The sequence below is a fragment of the Microbacterium meiriae genome, from assembly GCF_040702565.1.
GTDB lineage: Bacteria > Actinomycetota > Actinomycetes > Actinomycetales > Microbacteriaceae > Microbacterium > Microbacterium meiriae.
Map to the genome: position 1 here is coordinate 116,189 of NZ_JBFBLJ010000002.1, position 25,307 is coordinate 141,495.

The window sequence follows — 25,307 nt, forward strand, 5'->3', positions numbered from 1 at the left end:
CTCCCGCGGGATCAAACCCGTCCCTCGCCGCACCTTTCCCCGCCCGTTCCTGATCCCGCCACCCGGGGTCGTCCGCGGCGCGCAGGTGATCGCCCTCCGCCGCCGACCCGCTCACTCACCGTGCGTGTTCGAAAGCGCTCCCCTGGGGCCCGTCCTGGGCACGAAAGTGATCCCGCTGCAGTGGCGGGAGGCACAACGCTGATCCCGCGGGATGTCCGGAGGCACGAAGGTGATCCCGCGGGCGGTGGCGGGAGGCGCGAACTCGACTCCGGTAGATCACCATGGACGCCGACTCGCCGACCCACTCACTCACCGTGCGTGTTCGAAATTGCTCCCCTGGGGCCCGTCCCGGGCACGAAAGTGATCCCGTGTGGCCAGCGGAAGGGACGGAAGGGGTCAGCGGGCGGGGATGTGGGCGTCGAGCCAGGCGAGGACGTCGGCGCGCACCTCGTCCTGCTGCAGCTCCTGGAAGATCTCGTGCCGGGCGTCGGGGTAGACGAGGGTCGTGACGTCGGTGAGTCCGGAGCGGCGCCGGTACTGGTCGGCGAGCTTGTGGACGCTGCGCGGACCGCCGACCGGATCGTCACGGCCGACGAGGAGGAGCATCGGGAGGTCGCGCGCGAGGTGCGTCGCCGGACGCCCGTACAGTCGCGCCGCGTCGAGCAGACCGAAGAGCTTGAGCAGAGGCACCCCCGTCGTGAGCGGGTCCTCCTCGAAGGCCTTCCACACCGCGGGGTCGCGGCTCAGCCACTCGTACCCGGTCGCGTCGTCCGCGGCCCACGCGGCGTTCAGCGGCGCCGGGTTCAGGGAGCGGGGCGTGCGCAGCGCCGAACCCGACAAGATCACCGCATCGAAGGCCTCGGCGTGCTCGTTCACCAGCATCTGCGCGAGGAACGACCCCCACGAGTGCCCGAGGAGCACGAGCGGAAGGTCCGGGTTCTCGTCGCGGATGATGCCGGTCAGCTGCCAGATCGCATCCTTGGCCGCCCGGAGACCTCCGGGCCCGAGCCGTCCGAGCCGGGCCGGATCGCCGTGCTGGCGCATGCCGGTGCGCCCGTGCCCACGGTGGTCGTCCGCGTAGACGGTGAACCCGGCTCCGGTGAGCGCGGCGATCAGCGCCGGATACCGTCCTGCGTGCTCGCCCACCCCGTGCAGGAGCTGGACGACGCCGCGGGGCGTACCCTCCGCCGGGTGGACGTCGTAGACGATGGCGATGCCGTGGCTGTCGGTGTACTCGCGGGTCTCGGTCATGGGTCGGCCCTACCGGTCGGTTCCCTCGACGGCGTCGCGGATCGCGTCCCGGATCGCGAAGGCGATGTCGCGGTCCGTCACCTCGTAGCCGCCGACCCCGTCGGAGGCGGAGCCCATGCGCACGCCGCCGTCCTCGGTCACCGCCCGCTTCGCGGAGAAGTGGAGGGCGTCGACGCCGGCCGCGGCGAGCACCGGAGCGCTCGCGACGTCGACGCCGCTGCCGGCCATGACCTCGATCTGCCCCTCGGCCGCGGCGACGAGCGCGCGCAGGGTGTCGATGCCGTCGATCGCGGCCGATGCCCCTCCGGACGTGAGCACGCGCCGGAGCCCGAGCTCCCTCGCGGCCCGCAGGGTCGCCACCGGGTCGGCGGTCACATCGATCGCGCGGTGCAGCGTCGCCGGAGCTCCCCCGGCCGCGTCCCGCAGCCGCGCCATGGCATCGAGGTCGAGCCGCCCCTCGGCGTCCAGCGCGCCGATCACCACGCCCGACGCGCCTGCGTCGACCGCGTGCCGCACGTCGCGTTCGGCGACGGCCAGCTCGTCGGCGCTGTAGTGGAAGCCGCCGGCGCGCGGACGGATGAGGACGTGCACCTCGGGGCCGTTCGCCCCCGCAGCTTCGAGCGCGAGCTCCAGGGTGGCCGGCGACGGGGTGAGCCCACCCAGGGCGAGGGCCGTGGCGAGCTCGACGCGGGCGGCGCCGACCTCGGCGGCGATGCGCACTCCGGCGGGATCCTGGACGGCGATTTCGAGAGCGATCGTTCGGGTCACCCCTCCATTGTGCCCGCTGCCCCGGCTCCTCCTGCCCCCGCGTCAGAAATATTAGATAGACTAACTAAGTATGTCTGCGTCCGATGATTCCCTGCACCTCACCGCCACAGACCTGCGCATGGCCACGTTCCGGCTCGCCCGCCGGCTCCGCTGCGCCCGCGCCGCCGACATGATGAGCGACACGCAGCTCGCCGTTCTCGCCGAGCTGCGCATGAACGGCCGGCGCACGATCTCCACCCTCGCCGAGCGCGAGCGCGTGACCGCCCCCTCGATGACGAGCATCGTGAACGGCCTGGAGGAGCAGGGCTTCGTCGCCCGCACCCCGGACGAGGACGACCGCCGCCGCGTGCAGGTGGACATCACCGCCGCCGGCGTCGAGGTCGTCGTCGAGACCATCCGCCGCCGCGACGTGCTGCTGGCCGACATGCTCCGCGAGGTCGACTACACCGAGGAGGAACTGACGACGCTGCGAGAAGCGAGCGCCCTGATGCGGAGGGTGGTGGAGCGATGAGCGCCATGTTCCGTTCCTTCGCGAACATCAACTACCGGATCTGGTTCGCCGGCGCCCTCGTGTCGAACGTCGGCGGATGGATGCAGGCCACAGCCCAGGACTGGGTCGTGCTGACCGAGCTCACCGACAACGACGCGACCGCGATGGGCGTCACCATGGCACTGCAGTTCGGCCCACCGCTGGTGCTGGTGAGCCTGACCGGCTGGGTCGCTGATCGCTTCGATCGGCGGAAGATCCTGCTGACCACGCAGACCGCGCTGCTCGGCCTCGCGATCGCGGTCGGATCCCTGCTGCTGGCCGGCGTCATGACCCTGCCGATGATGCTCGCGTTCGCCCTCGGTTTCGGCATCGTCAACGCGTTCGACGCACCCGCCCGGCAGGCCTTCGTGTCGGACATGGTGTCCGCCACGGAGACCTCCAACGCCGTGGCCCTCAACTCCGCCTCCTTCAACCTCGCCCGTATGATCGGCCCCGCGGTCGGCGGTCTGCTCATCGTCGCGATCGGCTCCGGTTGGGTGTTCATCGTCAACGCCGCGACCTTCCTCGCCATGATCGTCGCGCTGATGCTCATGCGCACGCATTTGCTGGCGCCGCGGCCGAAGAACCGCAGCCGCGGCGGCCTCGCGGAGGGCTTCCGGTACGTCTGGGCACGCAGCGACCTCAAGGTCGTGTTCGTGACGGTGTTCCTCATCGGCGCGTTCGGCATGAACTTCCCGATCTTCGCCTCGACCATGGCGCTGGAGTTCGGAGCCGGCGCCGACGGGTACGGGGTGCTGAGCTCGGTGCTCGCTATCGGCTCCCTGATCGGCGCCCTCCTCGCCGCACGGCGGGACCGTGCGAGGGTGCGCGTGGTGATCCTCGCGGCGGGCGGCTTCGGGATCGCGGCCTTCGTCTCGGCCGCGATGCCCACCTACCTCTCCTACGCGGTCACGCTCACGTTCACCGGTTTCATGATCGTGACGCTGCTGACCACGGCCAACGGCTACGTGCAGATCACGACGGATCCGGCGCTCCGCGGCCGCGTCCTCGCCCTCTACATGGCCGTGATCATGGGGTCGACCCCGGTCGGCGCACCGATCGCGGGCTGGGTGGCGGACACGTTCGGCCCCCGCGCCGCCATCATGCTCGGCGGGACGGCCGGCTTCATCGCGTGCGCGATCGGGGTGACGTGGGTGCTGACGTCCGGGAGGCTGCGCCGCGAGGAGAGCAGCCGCTTCCGCCTGACCCTCGACGAGACCCGCCCACTGCGCGTCGTGCAGCCGGTCGAGCCGGTGGACTACACGGAGAAGGCCGCGGCGACGACGCCCATCCGGCTTCCTCGACGCGACGACGAGTGAGCTGCGGGCGCGTTTGTCAACGCCTTCCTCATCACGGCCCGGCGGTCGTAGCGTCGTGTCATGGACGAGAACATGAGCACCCCGCACCCGCAGGATCCGGCCGAAGGCGCTCCCGGCGTCGACGTCCCTGACGAGAACTCCGGCCAGGGCGACGGCACCGGCGGCGCGATCCAGGGCGACAGCTCCCGCGGCGAGTCGACCGGTGGCGCCATCCAGGGCAGTTCCGGCCCCGGCCACGACGCGCCGCTGGGCGGCGACGAGAACACCGAGGACGAGCTCGCGGCCGACAACGCCGCCGAGGAGGACACCCTCCGCACGCTCGACCCCGACTCCCCGCCGGCCTGAGCCGTCGACCCACCCCTTTCGAGACGAGCCACCCCCTTGCGAACGTTCGCAAGGGGGTGGGTCGTGCAGAAGGGGGTGGGTCGGCCGCGGTCAGGCGTCGAGCACCACCTTGAGCTGCTCGACGGCCCAGTCGAGCTCGGTCGCCCGGATGACGAGCGGGGGCGCGATGCGGATGGTCTGCCCGTGCGTGTCCTTCACGAGCACACCCCGGTCGAGCAGCTTCTCCGCGATCTCTCGGCCCGAACCGATCGCGGGGTCGATGTCGACGCCCGCCCACAGCCCGGCGATGCGCACGCCCGTGACACCGTGGCCGATCAGCGGCTGCAGCGCCTGCTCCAGGTGTGCGCCGAGTGCCCGCGCACGCTCCTGGAACTCGCCCGTCTGCAGCATCTCCACCACGCGCAGGCCGACGGCCGCCGCGAGCGGGTTGCCGCCGAACGTGGAGCCGTGCTCACCGGGACGGATCACGCCCAGGACATCGGTGTTCCCCACCACGGCCGAGACCGGGAGGATGCCACCGCCGAGCGCTTTGCCCAGCAGGTACAGGTCCGGCACGACACCCTCGCGGTCGCACGCGAACGTCTCGCCGACACGTCCGAGCCCGGCCTGGATCTCGTCGGCGATGAACAGCACGTTCTTCTCGTCGCAGATCTCACGGATGCGGCGGAGGTACCCCTCCGGCGGGATCACCACACCGGCCTCGCCCTGGATCGGCTCCACGAGCACGCCCGCCGTGTCCTCGGTGATCGCCGCGGCGATCGCCTCCGCGTCGCCGAACGGCACGCGGTCGAAGCCGGGCGTGTAGGGACCGAAGTCGTCGTGCGCGGTCTCGTCGTCGCTGAAGCTCACGATCGTCGTCGTACGGCCGTGGAAGTTGCCCTTCGCCACGACGATCCGCGCCTTCCCCTCGGGGATGCCCTTCACGCGGTAGCCCCACGCCCTGGCGACCTTGATGCCGGTCTCCACCGCCTCGGCGCCCGTGTTCATCGGCAGGACGAGCTCCTTGCCGCAGAGCTCGGCGAGCGCGGCCGCGAAGGGCTCCAGCATGTCGCTCTGGAACGCCCGGCTGACGAGCGTGACCCGACCGAGCTGCTCGGTCAGGGCCGCGACGAGCGCGGGGTGACGGTGCCCGAAGTTGACCGCGGAATAGGCCGCGAGCAGGTCGAGGTAGCGCTTGCCCTCGACATCGGTCACCCACGCTCCCTCGCCGCGCGCGATCATCACCGGCAGCGGGTGGTAGTTGTGCGCGACGTGCGGCTCCGCGACCGCGGTGGGTCCCTGAGCCTGTCGAAGGGTCGAAGCGCCCGCCGTCTGCTCGATCGTCACTTCGCACCCCGCAGCTCGAGCGTGCAGCACTTGATCCCGCCGCCACCGAGGAGGAGCTCGGACAGGTCGACGGTGATCGGGTTGTAGCCGCGCTCCCGGAGCTGCTGCTCGAAGCCCTTCGCCCGCGGCGAGATGATGACGTTGGAGCCGTCGCTCGAGGAGTTCAGGCCGAACACCGCGCCGTCCTCGTCCGACACGAGGATCGCGTCGGGGAAGCGCTTCTCCAGCTCGGCACGGCTGGCGTCGTCGAAGGCTCCGGGGAGGTAGGCGATGTTCGCCCGCTCGGGGCCGCCGTTCTCCACGCCCTGCACGGGGTCGAGCACCGCGATCGCGGTGTCGAGGTGGTAGAAGCGGGGGTCGGTGAGGTTCAGCGACACGACCTCGCGGCCGAAGACCTCGCCGACCTCGCGGTGGCTGTCGCCGGTGGAGCGGAACCCGGTGCCGGCGAGGATCACGTCGCCGACGAGCAGGAAGTCGCCCTCGCCCTCGTTGACCTCCTCCGGCATGACGGTGTCGTAGCCGGCGGCGCGGAACCAGTCGGCGAAGGCCGGAGCCTCCCCCTGCCGCTCCACGAACCGGAACTCCGGCACGTAGGCGCGCCCGTCGATGAGGAAGCCGCCGTTGGCCGTGTAGACCATGTCCGGGTATCCGGGGAGCGGATCGATGAGCTCGACCTCGTGGCCGAGCTCGACGTACAGGTCGTAGAGCTTCTGCCACTGGGCGACGGCGTTGGCGGTGTCGGTCGGCCGCGACGGCTCCATCCACGGATTGATGGAGTAGTTCACCGTGAAGTGCTCGGGACGGCACATCAGGTAGTGGCGGCGGTGCGCGGTGCGCGTGGGGGCGGTGGTGACGGCGGTCTCCGGCGTCGACATGGATGCTCCTCGTGTGAACGGGCGCGGCGGACGCTGTCCAGGGGCCCGGCGGTCCTTCGACCCCCTGCTCGGAAGAGGCGGAGGGGAAGATGCGACTCGGGCACGCCGGTGACCATTGTGCCACCGGACCCTGGGCGCCACCAGCATCCGTCCCGTGTCGTCATCAGCCCTCGCGCTGCGTCACCACGACCTTGCCGACCGTGTGCCCGGCCTCGACGTGCGCGAGCGCCGACACGGCCTCGGCGAACGGGTAGGTGCGCTCGATCACAGGGACCAGGTGTCCTTCCTCCACGAGCTCGAGCAGCTTCGCGAGGATCTCCGGGTGCGAGGTCGCCGCGAGGGACACCACCCGGGGTCCGCGGACCGAGAGCACGGCGGCGCGGATCATCCGCGGCACAGGACCGAGTACGCGTCCGCCGTCGCCCGTCACCAGCACCACGCGACCACCCGTGCGGACGAGACGCTGCAGCTCGCGGATCGGCACACCTCCCGCGAGGTCGATGACGGCGTCGAACCGGGCGGAGGGCAGGTGCGTGAGCGGAGACGTGCGGTGGTCGAGCGTGCGCACGGCTCCGAGACGCTCCAGCAGCAGGGCGTTCCGTGGACGGCACGTCGCCCAGACCTCGGCCCCACGGAGCGCCGCGAGCTGCACGGCGAAGGTCCCCACGCCGCCGGACGCCCCGATCACGAGGACCCGCTGTGCGCGGTGGCGCAGCCCCACCCCGGCCGCATCGAGCGCCTGCCACGCGGTGCCTCCGGCGATCGGCAGGCAGGCCGCCGCCTCGGGCGTCACATCCGGGGGCACGGGCACGACGCGGTCGGCCGCGATGCGGGCGTGGGAGGCGAGGCCGCCGCCGCCCTGCAGCTCTCCCACCACGAGTTCGCCGAGTTCGGCGTTCACGACGTCGGCGCCGACCGCCACGACGGTGCCCGCGACGTCGAGCCCCCGGACCGGGTGCTTCGGGCGCGTGAGGCCGAAGAAAGGCCGGACCAGCAGCGGATCGCCGAGGAGCAGCCGCACGTCGCCGGCGTTGAGGGCGGTGGCCTGCACGCGCAGCACGACCTCTCCCCGGTGGGGCTGCGGCACGGGCAGGCGGGTCAGCGAAGTCCCGGCGGCCGGGCCGTACGTCTCGCGGGTCCAGGCGGGCATCGTCTCGGTCATGCGGCACCTCCGGGGTCGGTGGGATACGCGAACAGGTCGTCGATCCCGACGCCGAAGGCCCGGGCGATCTGGAACGCGAGCTCGAGCGTCGGCGAGTACTTCTGCTGTTCGATCGCGATGAGCGTCTGCCTCGTGACCCCGATCGTGCGGGCGAGCTCGGCCTGCGTGAGTCCGGCACGCTCGCGGTGGGCGCGGATGCTGTTGGAGACGAGGGTGGGCTTGACCATCAGACCAGGCCCCGACGGTACGCGATCGCCCGGGCGACACCGCCGACGACGGCCGCCACGAGGAACCCCGCGAACATGGTGTTCGCGATCCAGAACGCGTCGGCACCGAGACCGCACAGGACGATGACCCCGAGGCCGGCGATGGCGACGAAGGCCTGCTCCACGCGCGCCCCCATCCGGCCGATGTCCCGGTCGCGGATGTCGGAGCGGCCGACGCCGTCCGGATCGGACATCCCGGCGATGATGCCCCAGAGGATGCTGAGCACGATCGTCCCGACGATGCCCCCGCCGATCGTCCACAGCATCAGCGGGAACCAGTCCGTCGCGGTGAGCGGTCCGCCACCGGCCTGCTGCATGAGCAGCAGCACGTAGACGACCGCGACGATCGGACTGACGATGAGCCCGGCCCAGACGTTGCGCTCCTCGTAGACCATGCGCTTCTCCTCGTGTCAAAGATTCTTGACACGAGGAGACGTCCGCATCGCACCTGTGTCAAGAATCTTTTACACCCGCATTCCGTCCCGCGCAGTCTCTTCCGGGATCACAATCGCACCCCCGAGCCGCCTCTCCCGCCCGTTTCCGATCCCGCATGTCCTGCGCATCCCGAAGCGGGATCGAAAACGCACCTGCCGGGGGCTCGCAAGGCACCTTTTCGAGCCCGCACCGCACCGCACCGGCTCCGGCAGCCGCGCCGGGGGACGGGGTCAGATGACGGAGGCGCTCCAGGGGTCGGGGTTTCCGTAGCGGTGGGCGGTGATCGAGACGGACTGCTCGTGCACGAAGGGAAGGAGCTCGATGCGGGCGGCCGCCGTCACCTCCGCGTCGTACACCGCGAGGTCCGGATCACCGCCCGTCGCCACCGCCAACGCCGCGTGCAGCGCCGCCACCGACTCCCGCCCGCCCACGAGCCGCACACGCTCATGCCGCGGAAGCACTGGACCCTCGGCATCGCCCGAGGACCCCTCACCCGCGGTCGCCTGCATCCGCTGGAGCCATTCGTCCTCCGTCTCCAGGAACACCACGGCGTCGAGGTCTCCCAGAGCATGCCGCACGCCCGCCGGAAGCCCGACCGGAGTGGACACGACGAAGCCCGCCCCCGCGCGCACCCCCGCGATCACGACCCGCAGCAGGTCGTGCAGGGCGGCGTCCTCGGTGGCGCGGATCTCCACCGGCACGGGCCGATACCGGAAGAGGTTGCGCTCGATCTCCAGCCGCGACACGTCTCGCACCCGGCCGAACTCCCGGTCCCAGGCCAACGCGTCCGACAGGGCGGACCGTCGAAGCCACTCGAACGACTCGAACGGGAGGGAGGGCTGCGCGGCCTCGATGAGCCCGGTGATCCGGGAGTCGAGCCCGCGGAGGTGGAGGGTGCTCGACGCCGGGGACCCGTGCTGCGCGCGCCACGTTCCGAGCCCGATGAGGTGGTTCGGCCCGCCGGGCTTGGCGCCGGCGCCGACGGAGGAGCGCTTCCACCCGCCGAACGGCTGCCGCTGTACGATCGCTCCCGTCGTGCCGCGATTGACGTAGAGGTTCCCGGCCTGCACGCGGTCGAGCCAGAAGGCCAGGTCGTCGGGATCCTGGGTGTGGAGCCCCGCCGTGAGACCGTAGGCGACCGCGTTCTGCAGGTCGACGGCCTTCGCGAGGGTCGGGGCGTGCATGATCCCGAGGACCGGTCCGAAGAACTCCTCGGTGTGGAAGCGAGAGCTGGACTGCACGCCGACCCGCACGCCGGGGCGCCAGAGCCGTCCGCTGCCGTCGTCGGCGGGGTCGAGGGCGGGTTCGATGAGCCACCGCTCGTCGCCCTCCAGCTCGGAGAGGGCCCAGGCGAGCTTGCCCTCGGGCTTCTCGATGACGGGGCCCACCTCGGCGAGCGGATCCGAGGGCCAGCCGACCCGCAGCGAGCGGACCGCGTCGGCGAGCTGACGCGCGAAGCGCTGCGAGCGCCCCACCGGCCCGACGAGGATCGCGAGCGACGCCGCGGAGCACTTCTGCCCCGCGTGCCCGAACGCGCTCTTCACGAGGTCGGCCACGGCGAGGTCGAGGTCGGCCGAGGGCGTGATGATCATCGCGTTCTTGCCGCTGGTCTCCGCGAGCAGGGGCAGGTCGGGGCGCCAGGAGCGGAACAGCGCCGCGGTCTCCCACGAGCCGGTGAGGATCACCCGGTCCACGGCCTCGTCCGTGATGAGGGCACGGCCGAGGTCGCCTTCCTCGATGTCGACGAGAGCGAGGGCCTCGCGGGGCACGCCGCCCTCCCACAGCGCCGCCACGAGCACCGCCGCGCACCTCCGTGCCTGCGGGGCGGGCTTGAGGACGACGCCGGACCCCGCGGCGAGCGCCGCCAGCACGCCACCGGCAGGGATCGCGAGGGGGAAGTTCCACGGCGGAGCGACGACGGTCACCCTGGCGGGGACGAACACGGCGCCGGAGATCGCATCGAGCTCGCGGCACGTCGCGGCGTAGTACCGAGCGAAGTCGACGGCCTCGCTCACCTCGACGTCAGCCTCGGCGAAGACCTTGCCGGTCTCCGCGGCCGCGACCTCGATCAGCTCCCCGCGGCGGGACTCGAGAGCGGCCGCCGCGCGCAGCAGCACCTCCGCCCGCTCGGCCGCGGGACGTGATCCCCACGCTGCCGCCGCGCCCTGCACGCCGCGCACGATGCGGCCGAGGTCATCGGCGTCATCGACGCGGGCCACGTCCAGGACATCCCTCCCGACCGTCGAGTCCGCGAGCCTCGCACGGATCCCCGCTGCCCACTCGCGATTGGCGGGGAGGGCGAGGTCGGTGTCGGCCGTGTTCACGAAGCCCGGCGCGCCCCCGGTGTCCTCCCCGCGCTCGCGCGCGGCGTACACGGCGGTCTCAAGGTAGGCGCCGGTGTCGGTGTCGTCGGAGCCGCGCACGATGCCGAGCACCGCGTTCGTGAGGTCGGCCTCCGCCACCGGACCGACCGGGGCGGGGCGCACGGACTCGTGCACGGGCGCGAGGCGGTCCTGGGTGCGCCGCGGGCCGAGGCCGAGGGCCGGGTCCCCCGCCCGGTCCAGGGCGTCGAGGAAGCGCTCGGCCTCCCGCGCGAAGAGAGACTCGTCGTCGTGCAGGTGGAACGCCGCGGAGAGGAAGTTCTCGGACGACGCGTTCTCCTCCAGCCGCCGCACGAGGTAGCTGATGGCCACATCGAACTCGGCGGGCGCGACGACCGGCACGTACAGCAGCACCGGACCCACTTCGCGGGACACCGCCTGCACCTGCCCCTGAGCCATGCCGAGCAGCATCTCGAACTCGACCGCGTCGCGGACCCCGCGCTCCCCGGCGAGCAGCCACGCATGGGCGATGCCGAAGAGGTTGTGGCCGGCCACCCCGATCCGCACCGAGGTCGTGTGCTCGGGCTGCAGCGCCCAGTCCAGGCAGCGCAGGTAGTTGGCGTCGGTGTCGAGCTTCGTGTCGTAGGGCGCGGGCGTCCATCCGTGCAGGGTCGCCTCGACGTGCTCCATCGCGAGGTTCGCGCCCTTCACGAGGCGCACCTTGATGCGGGCCCCGCCGTGGATCACGCGATCCTGTGCCCAGGCGGTGAGCTCCTGCAACGCCGGCAGCGCGTCGGGCAGGTAGGCCTGCAGCACGATCCCGGCCTCGAGTCCGGTGAGCCGAGGGTCCTCCAGGATCCGCGTGAAGACGGCGATCGTGAGGTCGAGGTCGCGGTACTCCTCCATGTCGAGGTTGATGAAGGTGCCGTCTTCCGCAGCCGTCACGTAGAGAGGGAGCAGCCGGTCGACGACCCGCTCGACGACCTCGTCGAAGCCCCACATCGAGATGCGGCTGACGATGGCGGAGACCTTGACCGACACGTAGTCGACATCCGGACGCCGGATGAGCTCGTGGATGCCGTCGAGCCGCCGCTGCGCCTCCGCCTCCCCGAGCACCGCCTCCCCGAGGAGGTTGAGGTTCAGTCGCGACCCCGACTCCCGCAGCTTCTCGATCGCGGGTCCGAGCTTCGTCGGCCGGGCGTCCACCACGAGATGTCCCACCATCTCGCGCAGCGCCCGCCGCGCGATCGGCACGACCGGCGTCGGCAGCACCGGGGCGACCCCGCCGCCGAGCCGCACGGCGGAGCGCAGGTACCACGGCAGGAACTCCGGCACGATGGGCGCGATGCGGCGCAGCTGGGCGGCCGCAGCGGTCAGGCTCTCCGGCCGCATCACGCCGTCGACGAAACCGAGGGTGAACGGCAGGCCGTTGGCGTCGCGGAGGACGCCGGCGAGACGCTCGGCGGCGGGGTCGACGTCGGCCGCAGCCGCCTCGATCACCCAACGGCGCGCGAGTTCGACGGCCTGATCGGCGAGGGATGCGGATGCCCCCGCCTCCGCGGAGGATGACGACGACTCTGCCATGTGACCACCCTAGGTCTCCGGTCGCGGAATCCCGGGGTGCCCGACCGGGCGGGCCGCAGTCGGGTCAGTTCCAGATGCTGGGGGCGGGCGTACGCACGGGAGGCAGGGCGGACGCGGCGGCCCAGTCGTGCACCCACGCGTCGATCTCGGGCACCCCGTCGGGCTTGCCCACCGCGGCGAACAGCTCTTCGTTGCTGACCGTGCCGCCGGACCGGCGCAGCACGCGGGCCCGCACGATGGCCCTGGCGTAGACCTCGCCGGCGACCACGGCCCGGTGCTCCAGGAACAGCGCCTTCTCGTCGTGCCCGATGAAGCGCGACTGCACCTCGAACCGCTGCCAGAGCTGGAGCGACTTGCGGAAGGTGATGGTCTCGCTGGAGACCACCGCGTACCAGCCCTGCTCCTTCATCACGTCGAACAGCCCCGTGCGGATGAGGTGGTCCCAGCGGCCGAGGTCGAACAGCGACAGGTACCGGCCGTTGTTCATGTGGCGGAGGATGTCGAGGTCCGTGGGCAGGGTGGTCACGGTGACGGTGCCGACGGCGGTGGGGTCGAGGGTCTTCCCCTGCCGTACGCGACGACGTGCACCGAGGATCACGAGGAGGGTCCGCCAGATCACATTCACGAGGACTGATCGTAGCCATCCGCGCACGACGGTCGAACTTCGTTGTCCGATTCCTCCATGCCCCCGAAGGGCCTCCCCCGGGCCGTCACCCCGATTTCCGATTTCCACGGACCCGCCGTAGAGTCACCGCATGAGCGCCGAAGCCCAGCCCGAAGTCATCGTCCGTCCGGTCCGTGATGTGGATGCGGAAGCCCTCGGTCGCGTGCATGCGCAGTGCTGGCACGAGACCTACGATCACCTCATCAGCAAGGCGGCGCTGGAGAAGGTCTCGCCCCGCCGTATGGCCGAGCTGTGGACGCACTGGGCCTCGCAGGGCCCCGACTTCAAGATGAACGCGGCGCTCGTCGACGGCGAGATCGTCGGCTTCGTCGGCTCGGGTCCGGCTCGCGACAAGGACGCCCCGGCGTTCCGCGAGCTGTACTTCATCTACCTGCTCGACGCGTACCACTCGACCGGCATCGGGCAGAAGCTGTTCGATGCGGCCGTCGAGAAGGACGAGCCGCTCTACCTCTGGGTCGCCGAGGACAACCCCCGCGCGCACCGCTTCTACACGCGCAACGGGTTCCACCTCGACGGCGCCGCGCACACCGAGCCGTTCCTGGGCGAGACGCTCACCGAGGTCCGCTTCGTGCGCCCCTGACCCTCGTCCTCACCGAAAGGGCCGCCCCGCGGGGCGGCCCTTTCGTCTGCGCTCAGAGGCGTTCGATGATCGTGACGTTCGCGACGCCGCCGCCCTCGCACATCGTCTGCAGGCCGTACCGTCCGCCGGTGCGCTCGAGCTCGTTCAGCAGGGTCGCGAGGATGCGGGTGCCCGTCGCGCCGATCGGATGCCCCAGTGCGATGCCGCCGCCGTTGACGTTGACCTTCTCGTGCGGCGCACCGGTCTCGCGCATCCAGGCGAGCACGACCGAGGCGAACGCCTCGTTGACCTCGAACAGGTCGATGTCCTCGATCCGGAGTCCCGTCCGCTCCAACGCGTGCCTGGTGGCCGGGATCGGTGCCGTGAGCATGAGCACGGGGTCGTCGCCGCGGACGGAGACGTGGTGGATGCGGGCCCGCGGCGTGAGGCCGTGCTCCTGCACCGCCCGCGCACTGGCGATGAGCACGGCACTCGACGCATCGCTGATCTGCGACGCGACGGCGGCGGTGATCCGTCCACCGGGCGCGAGCGGCTGTAATCCCGCCATGCGTTCGAGGGTGGTGTCCCGGCGCACGCCCTCGTCGTGGTCGAGCCCGGCGAGCGGCGCGATCTCCGCCGCGAACCGCCCGTCGTCCTGGGCCTGGGCCGCCCGGCGGTGGCTCTCCAGCGCGTACCGCTCCATCTCCTCCCGTGAGATGTCCCACCGCTCGGCGATGAGCTCCGCTCCACGGAACTGCGAGATCTCCTGGTCGCCGTAGCGCTCCCGCCACCCGGGGGACTCGGCGTACGGCGTCGTGAAGCCGTACTCCCGGCCGACGGTCGCGGCCGCGGTGAGCGGGATCCGCGACATGTTCTGCAGCCCGCCGGCGATCACGAGGTCGCTGGTGCCACTGAGCACCGCCTGCGCGGCGAAGTGCACGGCCTGCTGACTCGATCCGCATTGCCGATCGATCGTGACGCCCGGCACGTGTTCCGGGAAGCCGGCGACGAGCGACGCGGTGCGCGCGACGTTCCCGGCCTGCCCGCCGATCGCATCGATGGTTCCGAGGATCACGTCGTCCACGGCGCCGGGGTCGATGCCGGTCCGGTCGACGAGGGCCCGCAGACTGTGCGCGCCGAGGTCGGCGGGGTGGATCTCTGCGAGAGCGCCGCCACGGCGTCCGACCGGCGAACGGACCGCGTCGACGATGTAGGCCTCTGCCATGATCTCCCTCTTCTCAGTCCTCCGTGCCGGCCGGCAGGAGCAGCCGGAAGCGCTCGCACAGCACCGGCATGTCGGGTTCGTAGCCGCGCGGGTTCTCGGAGTGGGTGCGCCAGTAGCGCTCGTGCACCTCGCGCCAGTGCGCCAGGGTACGATCCCCCTCCCCCTCGGTGAAGGCGTGCGCCTCGTCGACCTCGTCGAACGGAACGATGTCGATCGCCGTGGTCTCGATCACGGCGCGCGGAGCGCCGGTCCCATCGAGGATGATGCTGAGCTCGCCGACGGTCGGCAGCGGATCCCCCGACTCCTCGTAGTCCCAGAGAGAGGACGCCGTGCCCACCTTGATACCCGCGAGCACGAGCTCCAGGAGCTCGTCGGCGTGCTCCGGCGTCGCGCCGAAACCCCACGCCTCGGGAAGAGGCTCCGGCAGGTGGGGCAGCGCGATGCGGGCCTCGCGCCAGTAGTCCTCGATGGCGGTGCGATCGGTCATGGATCAGCGCCCCGAGACCTTGCCGAACGCCTTCGCGATCGGCGCGAGCACGAGCGGACGCGCAGCGACCCAGGCGACCGCGATCACGACGAGCGAGGCGATGAACACCCAGAACCCCGTCCACGTCGCGGCATCCTGCGCCGCGAACATGTGGTTGAGGTTGCGCAGGAAGCCGGTCAGCATCACGAGCGCGACGTGCACGATGATGAACGCCACGAAGTAGAGCATCACCGGGAAGTGCAGGGCACGCGCCCACTCGACCGGGTACGCCTTCGACAGGCGCTCCGCCCTCTTGGGCCAGAGCCCCGACATGCGGAACCCGGTGACCGCGGCGAGCGGCGCCGCGAGGAAGACGGTGACGAAGTAGGCGAGCTGCTGCAGGCTGTTGTAGTTGTTCCAGCCGTTCTCGTGCGGCCAGTCGAACGAGATGTACTGGAGGGCCGCCGACAGCGCGTTCGGGAACACCTCCCAGCTCGTCGGCACGATCCGCACCCAGTGCCCGGTGACGAACAGCAGGACGACGAAGATCACGCCGTTGACCAGCCACAGGATGTCGAGCGCCTGGTGGAACCAGAGGTTCAGGCTGATCTTGCCCTTCGGGTTGTTCCGCGGGGACCAGAACACGCTCGGCCGCTTCTCGGTGCGCACCTGCAGCCCCGAGCGGATGATCAGCACGATCAGGAACATGTTGAAGAAGTGCGCCCAGTTGACCCACGGCGCGAAGCCGGGCTCGACCGGGATCGGTGGCTCGTACTCGCCAGGGAAGGCCGCCAGGAAGTCCTGCATGAACGGGAGGCTCAGCAGCGTGCGGACGAGGGCCACGGCCGCGGCCGCGAGCACGCCGAGGGCGGCGGCGCCGAACAGCGTCGCGATCGCCTGGGTCCAGGTCGGGCGCCGGCGAGCGGTCGCGGCCGCCGAGGCGGCGGCCGGGAGATGCCGCGGTGCTCGACCGTTCCAGACCGTACGGGTCCAGGGCAGCGGCGCGCTGATGTCGGCGCCGGTGGCGAGCGCGGTCCCCGGGACAGCGGCGGGCTCGGAGACGAGGGTCGCGGACGGCGCCGCCGTCTCCGGGATCGCGGAGACATCCGCCGCCACGGCCGCGGACGGAGCGGAGGTCGGACGGGCGGGCACGGTCCCTGCGGGGGGCCAGGGCTCGCCACCCGGGACTCGGGGCAGTCCGCGGCGAACGCTCTCGCCTGCGGCGGGCGTCTCGGGAGCGGGCGCCGCAGCAGGAGTCCGAGCCGGCGCGGCGGACGACCCGGCGGCAGCGGGGGAGGCAGGAGGCGCAACGGGCGCGGCGGACGCCGCGGCGGAAGGTGCGGTCTCGCCCGGCACCACGGCGGGTGCGGACGGCGCGGCCCCGACCGTAGGCGGCGGCCAGGGCTCACCGCCGGGAACGCGCGGGAGACCCCGGCGGAGCGCCCGACGCGGCGCGGCGTCCGGCGTGACCGCAGCGGGGCCGTCCTCCCCGCCCTCCGTCGTCGCAGAGACCGGCGTCGCCACCGGCGCCTCGACGGCGACGGCCGCATCGACGGTCTCGACCGTCGCATCGGCGGGCGGCCACGGCTCGCCGCCCGGCACCCGCGGAAGCCCGCGGCGCAGCACCCGCGTCGCCATGACTACTTCTTCCGCGCCTCGAGCGCGGCGATCACCTGCGGGACGATCGCGAACACGTCGCCGACGATGCCGAAGTCGGCGACGTCGAAGATGGGCGCCTCCGGGTCCTTGTTGATCGCCACGATGTTCTTCGACGTCTGCATGCCGGCGCGATGCTGGATCGCCCCGGAGATCCCGAGCGCGACATAGAGCTGCGGCGACACGGAGACCCCGGTCTGCCCGACCTGGTGGGACTGCGGGATGTAGCCCGCGTCGACCGCGGCGCGCGAGGCGCCGACGGCCGCGCCGAGAGCGTCGGCGAGCTCCTCGACGAGCACGAACTTCTCCTTCGACGCGAGGCCGCGGCCACCGGAGACGACGCGGGTCGCTCCGCGCAGCTCGGGACGGGACGAGGTGGCCTCGACGGTCTCGACGGGGCCCGCCGTCGCGGCGACCGCTCCGGACGGGGTGACCGCGAGCTGCTCGACCTGCGGGGAGGCGACCGCCTCGGCCCTGGCCTCCACCGCGCCCTGGCGCACCGTGACGACGAGCGTGCCGTACGTCGCGGCCGCATCGACGAGGTACGCCCCGCCGTAGACCGAGTGGTGGGCGACGATGCCCTCGTCGTCGCGGGAGACCCCGACGGCATCCACGGCGAGAGCGCTCTTCGATCGCACCGCGAACCGGCCGGCGACATCGCGCCCGGAGATCGAGTTCGAGATGAGGACGGCTTCGGGCTGCACCTGCGCGGCGGCGGCCTGCAGCGCGTCGACGATCGGGACCGTGAGCGCCGACGGGTCGCCCTCGGCCGTGAGCACGACCGCGGCTCCGGCCGCCGCGGCCGTGGCGACCGCGGTCTCGGAACCGCCGACGATCAGCGCCACCGGGGTGCCGATGCCCGCCGCCGCGCCGAGGAGTCCGGCGGTGCTGCTGGCGAGCTCGCCGGACGGGTCGACGTCGAGGAGCACGAGGATCGGGTTCTCGGGGTACGCCATGTCACACCAGCCTGTTCTGCACGAGGAACTCGACGAGCTTCTCGGCGGCATCGCCCTCGTCGGTGATCTTGACACCGGCCGCCCGCGGAGGCTTCTCGGAGACGGCGGTCATGATGGTGCGCGGAGCCGCCGCGGGGTCGGCCGACACGTCGAGGTCGGCGAGGGACAGCACCTCCAGCGGCTTCTTCTTCGCCGCCATGATCCCCTTGAAGTTCGGGAACCGGGCGTCAGGGAGCGCCTCGGTGATGGAGATCACGGCGGGCAGCGGCGCGGTCACCTGCTGGTTCCCCGCGTCCGCGCCCCGGGTGCCGGAGATGCCGTCGGCCGTGATCTCGACCGCGGAGAGGGCAGTGGCCTGCGCCCAGCCGAGGTGCTCGGCGAGCATCGCGGGCAGGACGCCACCGGCGCCGTCGGTGGACAGGTTGCCGGTGATGACGAGGTCGGGGGCGCCACGGCGGATCGCGGCGGCGAGGACCTCGGCGGTGAGTCCCAGGTCGGCACCGACGAGCTGCTCGTCGACGATGTGGATCGCGGAGGCGGCGCCGATCGCGAGGGCGCGTCGCACCGACGCGGTCGCGCTCTCCGGCGCCATCGTGAGGGCCACGACCTCGGTGCCCTCGTTCTTGTCGGCGTAGGAGAGGGCGACCTCGAGGGCCCGTTCCGTGATCTCGTCGAGGACCACATCCCCGGCGCCGCGATCGGCGAGGCCGGTCTCCAGATTCAACGTGCGATCACCATAGGTGTCCGGCACCTCTTTGACCAGGACGAAGATCTTCATCGAATGCTCCTCACGACACGCTGAGTCTATCCGCCCGCTCTTCTATGTAGCCAAAGGCAGAGGGATCCGCAGGCTGCACCCGACATTTCGGTCACGAATGTATACATAGTCGACAGTTGCCGTCCTCGGCTCGCCGCTGGCGACCGGGGGCGCCCCACGCCGGTACCGTAGAGACGTGGTCCGACCCCGCCCGCTTCCCGTCGACCCGCTCGCCGAGGCGAAGCGGCAGTGGATCGCGCACGGCTGGACCGAGGCCGCAGACGGCATGACGGTCGTCACGTCGGTGATGCGGGCACAGCAGCTCCTCCTCGCCCGCGTCGACGCGGCCCTCAAACCGTTCGCGCTGAGCTTCGCGCGGTACGAGGTGCTCCGGCTGCTCGCCTTCAGCCGGGCCGGACGACTGCCGCTGTCGAGCGTCGTCGCGCGCCTGCAGGTCCACGCCACCACCATCACCAGCACCGCCGAGCGGCTCGTGCGCGACGGCCTCGTGATCCGCGAACCGCACCCCCACGACGGACGCGCCGCGATGCTCGCCCTGACCGACGCCGGGCGCGACCTCGTCGAGCGCGCCACGACCGCCCTAAACGCCGACGTCTTCGCCGACCCCGGCATGAGCGAGGCCGACGCCGCGGAGCTCGTCGCCATCGTCGCCCGCCTGCGCCGTGACGCCGGCGACTTCATCGATCCGCGCCCCCTCCCCGAACCGCTCTGATGCCCCGGTTCGTGCTCGACACCGTGATCGCGGCGCCCCGCCCGGTCGTCTTCGCCGCGGCACTGGACCCCGAACTGCATCTGCAGTCCATGGCGCGCTACAGCGAGACCATGATCGAGGAGCCTGCGGGCGGCGCGTTCACCGAGGGGTCCACGGTGACCTGGCGCGCGCGGCACTTCGGCATCCCGTTCCGCCTGCGCTCCGTGGTGTTCGACATCGACGCGCCGCATCGGTTCACGGACCGTCAGATCGCCGGACCGTTCCGCGAGCTCCGGCACGAGCATGTGTTCGAGGAGCACCCGCGTGGCACCCTCATGCGGGACACCGTCGTGTTCCGGTCGCCTTTCGGGCCCCTCGGCCGCCTCGTCGACGCCCTGGTCCTGGGGCGGTACATGGAGCGGCTGATCGCGGAGCGCAACACCGCCCTCGTCGCCGCGATCGAGGACGGCGGGCGTACTCTTCCTGCATGAGCGAACTGCGCGTGCACACCGTCCTCACCGGTCGCGGTCCCGCCGCGGCGATCCTCCTCACCGACGAACAGGTGGCCTCCTTCGGCGCGGGGAAGACCTTCCCGGTCGCGGTCACGATCGGCGGCCGCACCGCCCGCCTGCGCCTGGCCCGGATGGGCGGCGAGAACATGATCGGTCTCAGCAAGGCCGCCCGCGCAGACCTCGCGGTGGAGATCGACCAGGAGGTGGACGCCGTGATCCGGCTCGACACCGCAGAGCGGACGGTCGAGGTGCCGGCCGCCCTGGCCGCCGCCCTCGACGTCGACCCCGCGGTGCGCGCGGCCTTCGACGCCCTCTCCCCCTCAGCGCGGAAGGAGCACGCCAGGGCGGTCGCCGACGCCAAGCAGGACGCGACGCGCGAGCGCCGGATCGCGAAGATCGTGGAGTCCCTGCGCGGCTGACCCGTTCACAACTCAGGAGAATTGCGGCCGACTGGGCCCCGACACCGCAGAACGCCGGCTCCGCGACTCGACCTCCTGAGTTGTGAACCGCGATCAGCTGTTCTGGAAGTCGGGCGTGCGCTTCTCGCGGAAGGCCGACATCCCCTCCTTCTGGTCGTGCGTGTCGAACAGCGCCGCGAACGCCTGCTTCTCATGGGCGAGGCCGGCGGACAGCGTCGTCTCCATCGCTGCATCGAGCGCGGCCTTGGCGGCGTAGACCGACGGCAGCGACTTCGACGCGATCGTCTCCGCCAACGTCGTCGCCTCGGCCAGGAGGTCCGCCGCCGGGACGACGCGGGACACGAGTCCGGAACGCTCCGCTTCCTCGGCCCCCATGAAGCGGCCGGACAGCACGAGCTCCGCGGCCTTGTAGTACCCGACCGCGCGGATGAGCCGCTGCGTGCCGCCCATGCCGGGGATCACGCCGAGATTGATCTCCGGCTGTCCGAACTTCGCGGTGTCCGCGGCGAGGATGATGTCGCACATCATCGCCAGCTCGCAGCCGCCACCGAGCGCGAATCCGGAGACCGCCGCGATGACCGGGGTGCGCACGGCAGCGAAGTCGTGCCAGACGCCGAAGTGGTCGGTCTCGAGCATCTCCGCCGCGGACATGCCCTCCATCTCCTTGATGTCGGCACCGGCCGCGAAGGCCTTCTCGGAGCCGGTCAGGACGATCGCGCCGATCCCGTCATCCGCATCGAAGGCCTGCGCGGCCGCGGTGACCTCCTCGGCGAGCCGGCTGTTCAGCGCGTTGAGCGCCTCCGGACGGTGGAGGGTGATCCACCCCACGCGTCCGCGCTGCTCCACCAGGATCGTCTCGTACTCGGTCATCGCTGCCGCCTTCCTGTCGTTTGTCATCCACCCTCCCCTTCGAATCGCCCGAAGTGCTGCATTTCGGCCGGATTCGCGACCATTCAGGCGATTCGAAAGCCGGGGTCAGCCGCGGATGTCGGTGATGATGCCGGAGAAGTCGCGGGCGGCGCCGTCGCCGGCGGCGTAGGCGGCGTACAGCTCCTGCGCCAGACGACCCATCCGGGCATCCGTCGAGGTCTGCTCGATGGCCTGCAGCGCGAGACCGAGGTCCTTCGCCATGAGGGCTCCGGCGAATCCCGGCTGGTAGTCCCGGTTCGCGGGGCTCGTGGGCACCGGGCCGGGCACGGGACAGTTCGTGGTGAGTGCCCAGCACTGCCCCGACGCCTGGGACACCACATCGAACAGCGCCTGATGCTCGAGTCCGAGCCGCTCGCCCAGCACGAACGCCTCGGCCACGGCGATCTGCGACACCGCGAGCACCATGTTGTTGCAGACCTTCGCCGCCTGTCCGAGTCCCGGTCCGCCGCAGTGCACGATGCGCTTCCCCATGATCTCCAGCAGCGGAAGCGCCGCCGCGAAGTCGTCGTCGGAGCCCCCGACCATGAACGCCAGGGTTCCGGCCTCCGCCCCGACCACACCTCCGGAGACCGGGGCGTCGATGTGCCGATGGCCCGCGGCGAGCGCGAGCGCATGAGCGGCCCGCGCCTCGTCCACCGCGATGGTCGACGACTCGATGAACAGCGTTCCGGGGCGCGCGGCCGCCAGCAGCTCCGTGCGGTAGGCCTCGATGACGTGCTTCCCCGCCGGGAACATCGTCACCACGACCTCCGCGTCCGTCACCGCCTCCGCGCCGCTCGCCGCCACGGGGATCCCGGCCGTCCCGGCCGCCTCGATCGCCGCGGGCACGAGGTCGAAGCCGTGCACCTCGTGTCCGGCGGCGACGAGGTTCTTCGCCATCGGCAGGCCCATGTGGCCGAGGCCGAGGAAGGCCACGCGGGTCATGAGGCGCTCCGCATCGACGTCGACCCCGCGGGTCGCAGCATCTCCCGCCCCACGATGAGGCGCATGATCTCGTTCGTCCCCTCGAGGATCTGATGCACGCGGAGGTCGCGGACGATCTTCTCGATGCCGTAGTCCTGCAGGTAGCCGTAGCCGCCGTGCAGCTGGAGGGCGCGGTTGGCCACCTCGAAGCCGGCGTCGGTCGCGAAGCGCTTGGCCATCGCGCACCGCATCGTCGCGTCCGGCGCCTTCTCGTCCACTGCCTGCGCGCCGTCGCGCATCATCAGCCTCGCCGCCTGCAGGTCGGTGCGCATGTCGGCGATCGCGAAGAGGATCGACTGCTTCTCCGCCAGCGGCTCCCCGAACGCGACGCGCTCGTGCACGTACTGCACGGCCTTGTCGAGCGCTGCCTGCGCACCGCCGATCGAGCACGCCGCGATGTTGAGGCGTCCGCCGTTGAGCGCCGACATCGCGATCGCGAAGCCGCGGCCCTCGTCGCCGAGCATCGCGGACGCCGGCACCCGCACGCCGTCCATGATCACGGGACGGGTGGGCTGCGCGTGCCACCCCATCTTCTTCTCCGGGGCGCCGAAGCTCAGCTTCTCCGCGTCGCCGGGGACGAGGAAGGCGCTGATGCCCCGGGCTCCCGGCTCGCCGGTCCGCGCCATGACGACGTATACCGCGGCCTCACCGGCTCCGGAGATGAACTGCTTCACCCCGGTCAGCACGTACTCGTCGCCCTCGCGGACGGCGCTGGTCGCGATGTTCGCCGCGTCGGATCCGGCTCCCGGCTCCGTGAGGCAGTAGCCGCCGAACTCCTGCATGGCGGTCAGCGACGGTAGCCAGCGCGACCGCTGCTCGTCGTCGCCGTAGGTGTCGATCATCCACACCACCATGTTGTGGATGGAGATGTAAGCGGCCACGGCGGGGTCGGCCTTGGCGAGCTCCTCGAAGATGGCGACGGTGTCGACGCGGGTGAGCCCCGTGCCGCCGAACTCCTCGCTCACGTAGATCCCGCCGAGGCCGAGTTCGCCACCGCGCTGGAGCGACTCCCGCGGGAACAGGTGCTTCTCGTCGCGTTCGGCGGCGAACGGAGCGAGCTCCGCATCGGCGAACTCCCGCACGGCGTCGAGGATCGCCTCGCGCTCCTCGTCGGTGGTGGTGACAGTGGTCATGGTCATCGCGTGTCCTTAGTGCATGGTGGGGATCACGAAGCTCGCGCCCTCGCGGATCCCCGACGGCCAGCGGCTCGTCACGGTCTTGGTCTTCGTGTAGAAGCGGAAGGCGTCGGCGCCGTGCTGGTTGAGGTCGCCGAAGCCGCTGCGCTTCCAGCCGCCGAACGTGTAGTAGGCGATCGGCACCGGGATGGGCACGTTCACGCCCACCATCCCGACCTCCACCCGGGCGGCGAAGTCGCGGGCGGCATCGCCGTCGCGCGTGAAGATCGCGACACCGTTTCCGTACTCGTGCTCGGAGGCCATACGCAGCGCCTCCTCGTAGTCGGCGGCGCGGGCGATCACGAGCACGGGGCCGAATATCTCCTCGCGGTAGATCGCCATGTCGGTCGTCACGTGGTCGAAGAGCGTCGGCCCGAGGTAGAAGCCCTCCTCGTGACCGGGGACCGTGAACCCGCGGCCGTCCGCGAGCACTGTCGCCCCTTCGTCGATGCCCTGCTGGATGTACCCCTCGACCCGCTCGACGGCTGCCCGCGTGACCAGGGGGCCGTAGTCAACGTCCGGCGCGAGGGACGGCCCGACGCGCAGCTGGGCGACGCGTTCGGTGAGCTTGGCGGCGAGCGCATCCGCGGTCTCCTCGCCGACCGGGACCGCGACGGAGATGGCCATGCACCGCTCCCCCGCGGAGCCGTAGCCGGCGCCGATGAGGGCGTCGACGGCCTGGTCGAGGTCGGCGTCGGGCATCACGATCATGTGGTTCTTCGCGCCGCCGAAGCACTGCGCCCGCTTGCCGTGAGCGGCCGCGGTGGCGTAGATGTACTCGGCGATGGGCGTGGAGCCCACGAAGCCGACCGCGCGGATCCGGTCGTCGGTGAGCAGCGTGTCCACCGCCTCCTTGTCTCCGTGCACGACGTTGAGGACACCGGCGGGCAGGCCCGCCTCGAGGAACAGCTCGGCGAGACGCACGGGCACCGAGGGGTCGCGCTCGCTCGGCTTGAGCACCACGGCGTTGCCGGCGGCGAGGGCGGGGCCGGCCTTCCACAGCGGGATCATGGCGGGGAAGTTGAAGGGCGTGATCGCCGCGACGACTCCGAGCGGCTGCCGCATCGAGTACACGTCGATGCCGGCCCCGGCACCGGTGGAGTACTCGCCCTTGAGCAGGTGCGGGGCCCCGGCGGAGAACTCGATGACCTCGAGACCCCGCTGGATGTCACCCTTGGCGTCGTCGACGGTCTTGCCGTGCTCGCTCGCGAGGAGTTCGGCGAGCGAGGTCATCTCCTGCTGCACGAGGTCGAGGAACCGCAGGAGGACGCGGGCGCGCTTCTGCGGGTTGGTCGCCGCCCACGCGGCCTGGGCCTGCTCGGCGTTCCCGATGACGCGGCGCACCTCCTCCGCGGATGCGAGCGGCACCCGGGCCTGCACGGCGCCGGTGCTCGGATCGAAGACGTCGGCGAAGCGACCGTCTTCCGGGGTGACATGCGTTCCGCCCACGAAGTGCGGGATAGTACGGGTCATTGTGCGACATCCCTCCGTGCCCTCTTTGGCACATCGGCGAGTTTACTCCGACGACCGTGAAAATACGAGGACGTCCTTGTATCTCTTGTCGTCGGGCAGACGAGTGGCCGCACGGCGCCGTTCGCCCCTCGTTCACCCGCTGGCCACCTGGGCCGATTACAACTGCAGATGCACGGCACAGACTCAGACCGGATCGGGTAGTCGCGTCTCCCGTGCACACGGTGAGCACTCTCGCTCCCGAGACCCCCGCCGAATCGGGTCGGCGGGGGTCTTCTTCTTCCCCCTTCGAATCGCTTGCCTTGCTCTATTTCGCCCGAGGATCGAGCACAGCGCGCGATTCGAACCGGGGCTGTGGAGACCGGACCCAGCCCGACAGCAGCGGTGGGAGCGTGGGGGCATGGGACGACGACACGAGCTTCCGGCCCGCTTCGGGGTGGACTTCGCGGTACGGACGGCGCGGCTGCACGGCGTGAGCCGCGGTCGATTGCGCGGATCCGACCGGACACTTCTTCAGCCACGAGACCGCGGCCTCGATCTGGGGAGGCCCGCTACCGCTCGCCTTCGACGACCGCGGGAGCGTCGCGACGGCGGACGACCTCGCCCTCCACGTCAGCGCGTCCGGCAGGATCCCGTTCCCT

Annotated in this window: 25 protein-coding genes; 7 read left to right on the plus strand and 18 right to left on the minus strand. The window is 71.4% G+C overall.

Annotated elements, in window-relative coordinates; genetic code table 11:
• Positions 1–396: 396 nt before the first annotated feature.
• Both AB0310_RS07990 and AB0310_RS07995 read right to left on the minus strand, forming a co-directional pair.
• On the minus strand, positions 397–1,251 hold the full coding sequence (locus tag AB0310_RS07990; RefSeq protein ID WP_187662471.1) for an alpha/beta fold hydrolase: 855 nt from the start codon (positions 1,249–1,251) through the stop codon (positions 397–399).
• Between the two features lie 9 nt (positions 1,252–1,260).
• Positions 1,261–2,019 carry a copper homeostasis protein CutC gene (locus AB0310_RS07995; protein ID WP_280567258.1) on the minus strand — a complete coding sequence of 253 codons (759 nt, stop codon included), beginning with the start codon at positions 2,017–2,019 and terminating at the stop codon, positions 1,261–1,263.
• A 70-nt stretch (positions 2,020–2,089) separates the two neighbouring features.
• On the opposite strand from AB0310_RS07995, the gene AB0310_RS08000 reads away from it, so the two are divergent.
• The 3 genes from AB0310_RS08000 to AB0310_RS08010 are packed head-to-tail and all read left to right on the plus strand — an operon-like array spanning position 2,090 to position 4,212.
• Positions 2,090–2,530, plus strand: a complete 441-nt coding sequence (locus AB0310_RS08000; protein WP_187662473.1) for a MarR family winged helix-turn-helix transcriptional regulator — start codon at positions 2,090–2,092, stop codon at positions 2,528–2,530.
• A gap of 5 nt (positions 2,531–2,535) precedes the next feature.
• Complete coding sequence (locus AB0310_RS08005) at positions 2,536–3,867, plus strand: MFS transporter (protein ID WP_280567314.1); 1,332 nt, start codon at positions 2,536–2,538, stop codon at positions 3,865–3,867.
• 60 nt (positions 3,868–3,927) lie between these two features.
• The gene (locus tag AB0310_RS08010; protein ID WP_025105431.1) at positions 3,928–4,212 is read left to right on the plus strand and encodes a hypothetical protein; all 285 of its coding nucleotides are present in this window, start codon (positions 3,928–3,930) and stop codon (positions 4,210–4,212) included.
• A gap of 90 nt (positions 4,213–4,302) precedes the next feature.
• Here the strand turns inward: AB0310_RS08010 and rocD are convergent, their stop codons facing one another.
• The 7 genes from rocD to AB0310_RS08045 all read right to left on the minus strand — a co-directional run bounded on the left by rocD (position 4,303) and on the right by AB0310_RS08045 (position 12,806).
• Positions 4,303–5,532 (minus strand): ornithine--oxo-acid transaminase, encoded by a 1,230-nt coding sequence (gene rocD, locus AB0310_RS08015; RefSeq protein ID WP_292797449.1) that lies wholly within the window; start codon positions 5,530–5,532, stop codon positions 4,303–4,305.
• Between the two features lie 2 nt (positions 5,533–5,534).
• A complete protein-coding gene (gene ddaH, locus AB0310_RS08020; protein WP_366236975.1) occupies positions 5,535–6,413 on the minus strand; it encodes a dimethylargininase in 879 nt (292 codons plus the stop codon).
• Positions 6,414–6,576: 163 nt separating this feature from the next.
• Complete coding sequence (locus AB0310_RS08025) at positions 6,577–7,575, minus strand: NAD(P)-dependent alcohol dehydrogenase (protein ID WP_187662475.1); 999 nt, start codon at positions 7,573–7,575, stop codon at positions 6,577–6,579.
• Positions 7,572–7,802 carry a helix-turn-helix transcriptional regulator gene (locus tag AB0310_RS08030; RefSeq protein WP_187662476.1) on the minus strand — a complete coding sequence of 77 codons (231 nt, stop codon included), beginning with the start codon at positions 7,800–7,802 and terminating at the stop codon, positions 7,572–7,574. The genes AB0310_RS08025 and AB0310_RS08030 overlap by 4 nt, the downstream gene beginning before the upstream one ends.
• Complete coding sequence (locus AB0310_RS08035) at positions 7,802–8,236, minus strand: hypothetical protein (protein ID WP_292797415.1); 435 nt, start codon at positions 8,234–8,236, stop codon at positions 7,802–7,804. The genes AB0310_RS08030 and AB0310_RS08035 overlap by 1 nt, the downstream gene beginning before the upstream one ends.
• A gap of 270 nt (positions 8,237–8,506) precedes the next feature.
• A complete protein-coding gene (locus tag AB0310_RS08040; RefSeq protein ID WP_366236976.1) occupies positions 8,507–12,181 on the minus strand; it encodes a proline dehydrogenase family protein in 3,675 nt (1,224 codons plus the stop codon).
• A gap of 64 nt (positions 12,182–12,245) precedes the next feature.
• A complete protein-coding gene (locus AB0310_RS08045; RefSeq protein ID WP_187662479.1) occupies positions 12,246–12,806 on the minus strand; it encodes an acyl-CoA thioesterase in 561 nt (186 codons plus the stop codon).
• Between the two features lie 130 nt (positions 12,807–12,936).
• Between AB0310_RS08045 and AB0310_RS08050 the strand changes: the two genes are divergently transcribed.
• Complete coding sequence (locus AB0310_RS08050; protein ID WP_060922628.1) at positions 12,937–13,446, plus strand: GNAT family N-acetyltransferase; 510 nt, start codon at positions 12,937–12,939, stop codon at positions 13,444–13,446.
• A 52-nt stretch (positions 13,447–13,498) separates the two neighbouring features.
• Here the strand turns inward: AB0310_RS08050 and AB0310_RS08055 are convergent, their stop codons facing one another.
• The 5 genes from AB0310_RS08055 to AB0310_RS08075 are packed head-to-tail and all read right to left on the minus strand — an operon-like array spanning position 13,499 to position 18,506.
• Complete coding sequence (locus AB0310_RS08055) at positions 13,499–14,650, minus strand: acetyl-CoA C-acetyltransferase (RefSeq protein WP_366236977.1); 1,152 nt, start codon at positions 14,648–14,650, stop codon at positions 13,499–13,501.
• 13 nt (positions 14,651–14,663) lie between these two features.
• On the minus strand, positions 14,664–15,137 hold the full coding sequence (locus AB0310_RS08060; RefSeq protein WP_366236978.1) for an ASCH domain-containing protein: 474 nt from the start codon (positions 15,135–15,137) through the stop codon (positions 14,664–14,666).
• A 3-nt stretch (positions 15,138–15,140) separates the two neighbouring features.
• Complete coding sequence (locus tag AB0310_RS08065; RefSeq protein WP_366236979.1) at positions 15,141–16,754, minus strand: cytochrome b/b6 domain-containing protein; 1,614 nt, start codon at positions 16,752–16,754, stop codon at positions 15,141–15,143.
• 2 nt (positions 16,755–16,756) lie between these two features.
• Positions 16,757–17,728, minus strand: a complete 972-nt coding sequence (locus AB0310_RS08070; RefSeq protein ID WP_366236980.1) for an electron transfer flavoprotein subunit alpha/FixB family protein — start codon at positions 17,726–17,728, stop codon at positions 16,757–16,759.
• 1 nt (position 17,729) lies between these two features.
• Positions 17,730–18,506, minus strand: coding sequence for an electron transfer flavoprotein subunit beta/FixA family protein (locus AB0310_RS08075; RefSeq protein WP_268777069.1), 777 nt, complete (start codon positions 18,504–18,506; stop codon positions 17,730–17,732).
• Between the two features lie 175 nt (positions 18,507–18,681).
• On the opposite strand from AB0310_RS08075, the gene AB0310_RS08080 reads away from it, so the two are divergent.
• The 3 genes from AB0310_RS08080 to AB0310_RS08090 are packed head-to-tail and all read left to right on the plus strand — an operon-like array spanning position 18,682 to position 20,128.
• Positions 18,682–19,218 carry a MarR family winged helix-turn-helix transcriptional regulator gene (locus AB0310_RS08080; RefSeq protein WP_259953343.1) on the plus strand — a complete coding sequence of 179 codons (537 nt, stop codon included), beginning with the start codon at positions 18,682–18,684 and terminating at the stop codon, positions 19,216–19,218.
• Positions 19,218–19,688, plus strand: coding sequence for an SRPBCC family protein (locus tag AB0310_RS08085; protein ID WP_187662486.1), 471 nt, complete (start codon positions 19,218–19,220; stop codon positions 19,686–19,688). The genes AB0310_RS08080 and AB0310_RS08085 overlap by 1 nt, the downstream gene beginning before the upstream one ends.
• Entirely contained in the window at positions 19,685–20,128 is a 444-nt protein-coding gene (locus AB0310_RS08090; protein WP_292795083.1) for a YdeI/OmpD-associated family protein, read from the plus strand. The genes AB0310_RS08085 and AB0310_RS08090 overlap by 4 nt, the downstream gene beginning before the upstream one ends.
• A 93-nt stretch (positions 20,129–20,221) precedes the next feature.
• Here the strand turns inward: AB0310_RS08090 and AB0310_RS08095 are convergent, their stop codons facing one another.
• From AB0310_RS08095 to AB0310_RS08110, 4 genes are all read right to left on the minus strand, one after another.
• Positions 20,222–20,998: an enoyl-CoA hydratase-related protein gene (locus tag AB0310_RS08095; RefSeq protein ID WP_259953419.1), complete on the minus strand. Its 777-nt coding sequence runs from the start codon at positions 20,996–20,998 to the stop codon at positions 20,222–20,224.
• A 105-nt stretch (positions 20,999–21,103) separates the two neighbouring features.
• Positions 21,104–21,982 (minus strand): 3-hydroxyisobutyrate dehydrogenase, encoded by an 879-nt coding sequence (gene mmsB / locus AB0310_RS08100; protein ID WP_366236981.1) that lies wholly within the window; start codon positions 21,980–21,982, stop codon positions 21,104–21,106.
• Positions 21,979–23,160, minus strand: a complete 1,182-nt coding sequence (locus AB0310_RS08105) for an acyl-CoA dehydrogenase family protein (RefSeq protein WP_366236982.1) — start codon at positions 23,158–23,160, stop codon at positions 21,979–21,981. Before AB0310_RS08105 ends, mmsB begins: the two co-directional genes overlap by 4 nt.
• Before the next feature lie 9 nt (positions 23,161–23,169).
• Positions 23,170–24,669, minus strand: coding sequence for a CoA-acylating methylmalonate-semialdehyde dehydrogenase (locus AB0310_RS08110; protein WP_366236983.1), 1,500 nt, complete (start codon positions 24,667–24,669; stop codon positions 23,170–23,172).
• Between the last annotated feature and the right edge of the window lie 638 nt (positions 24,670–25,307).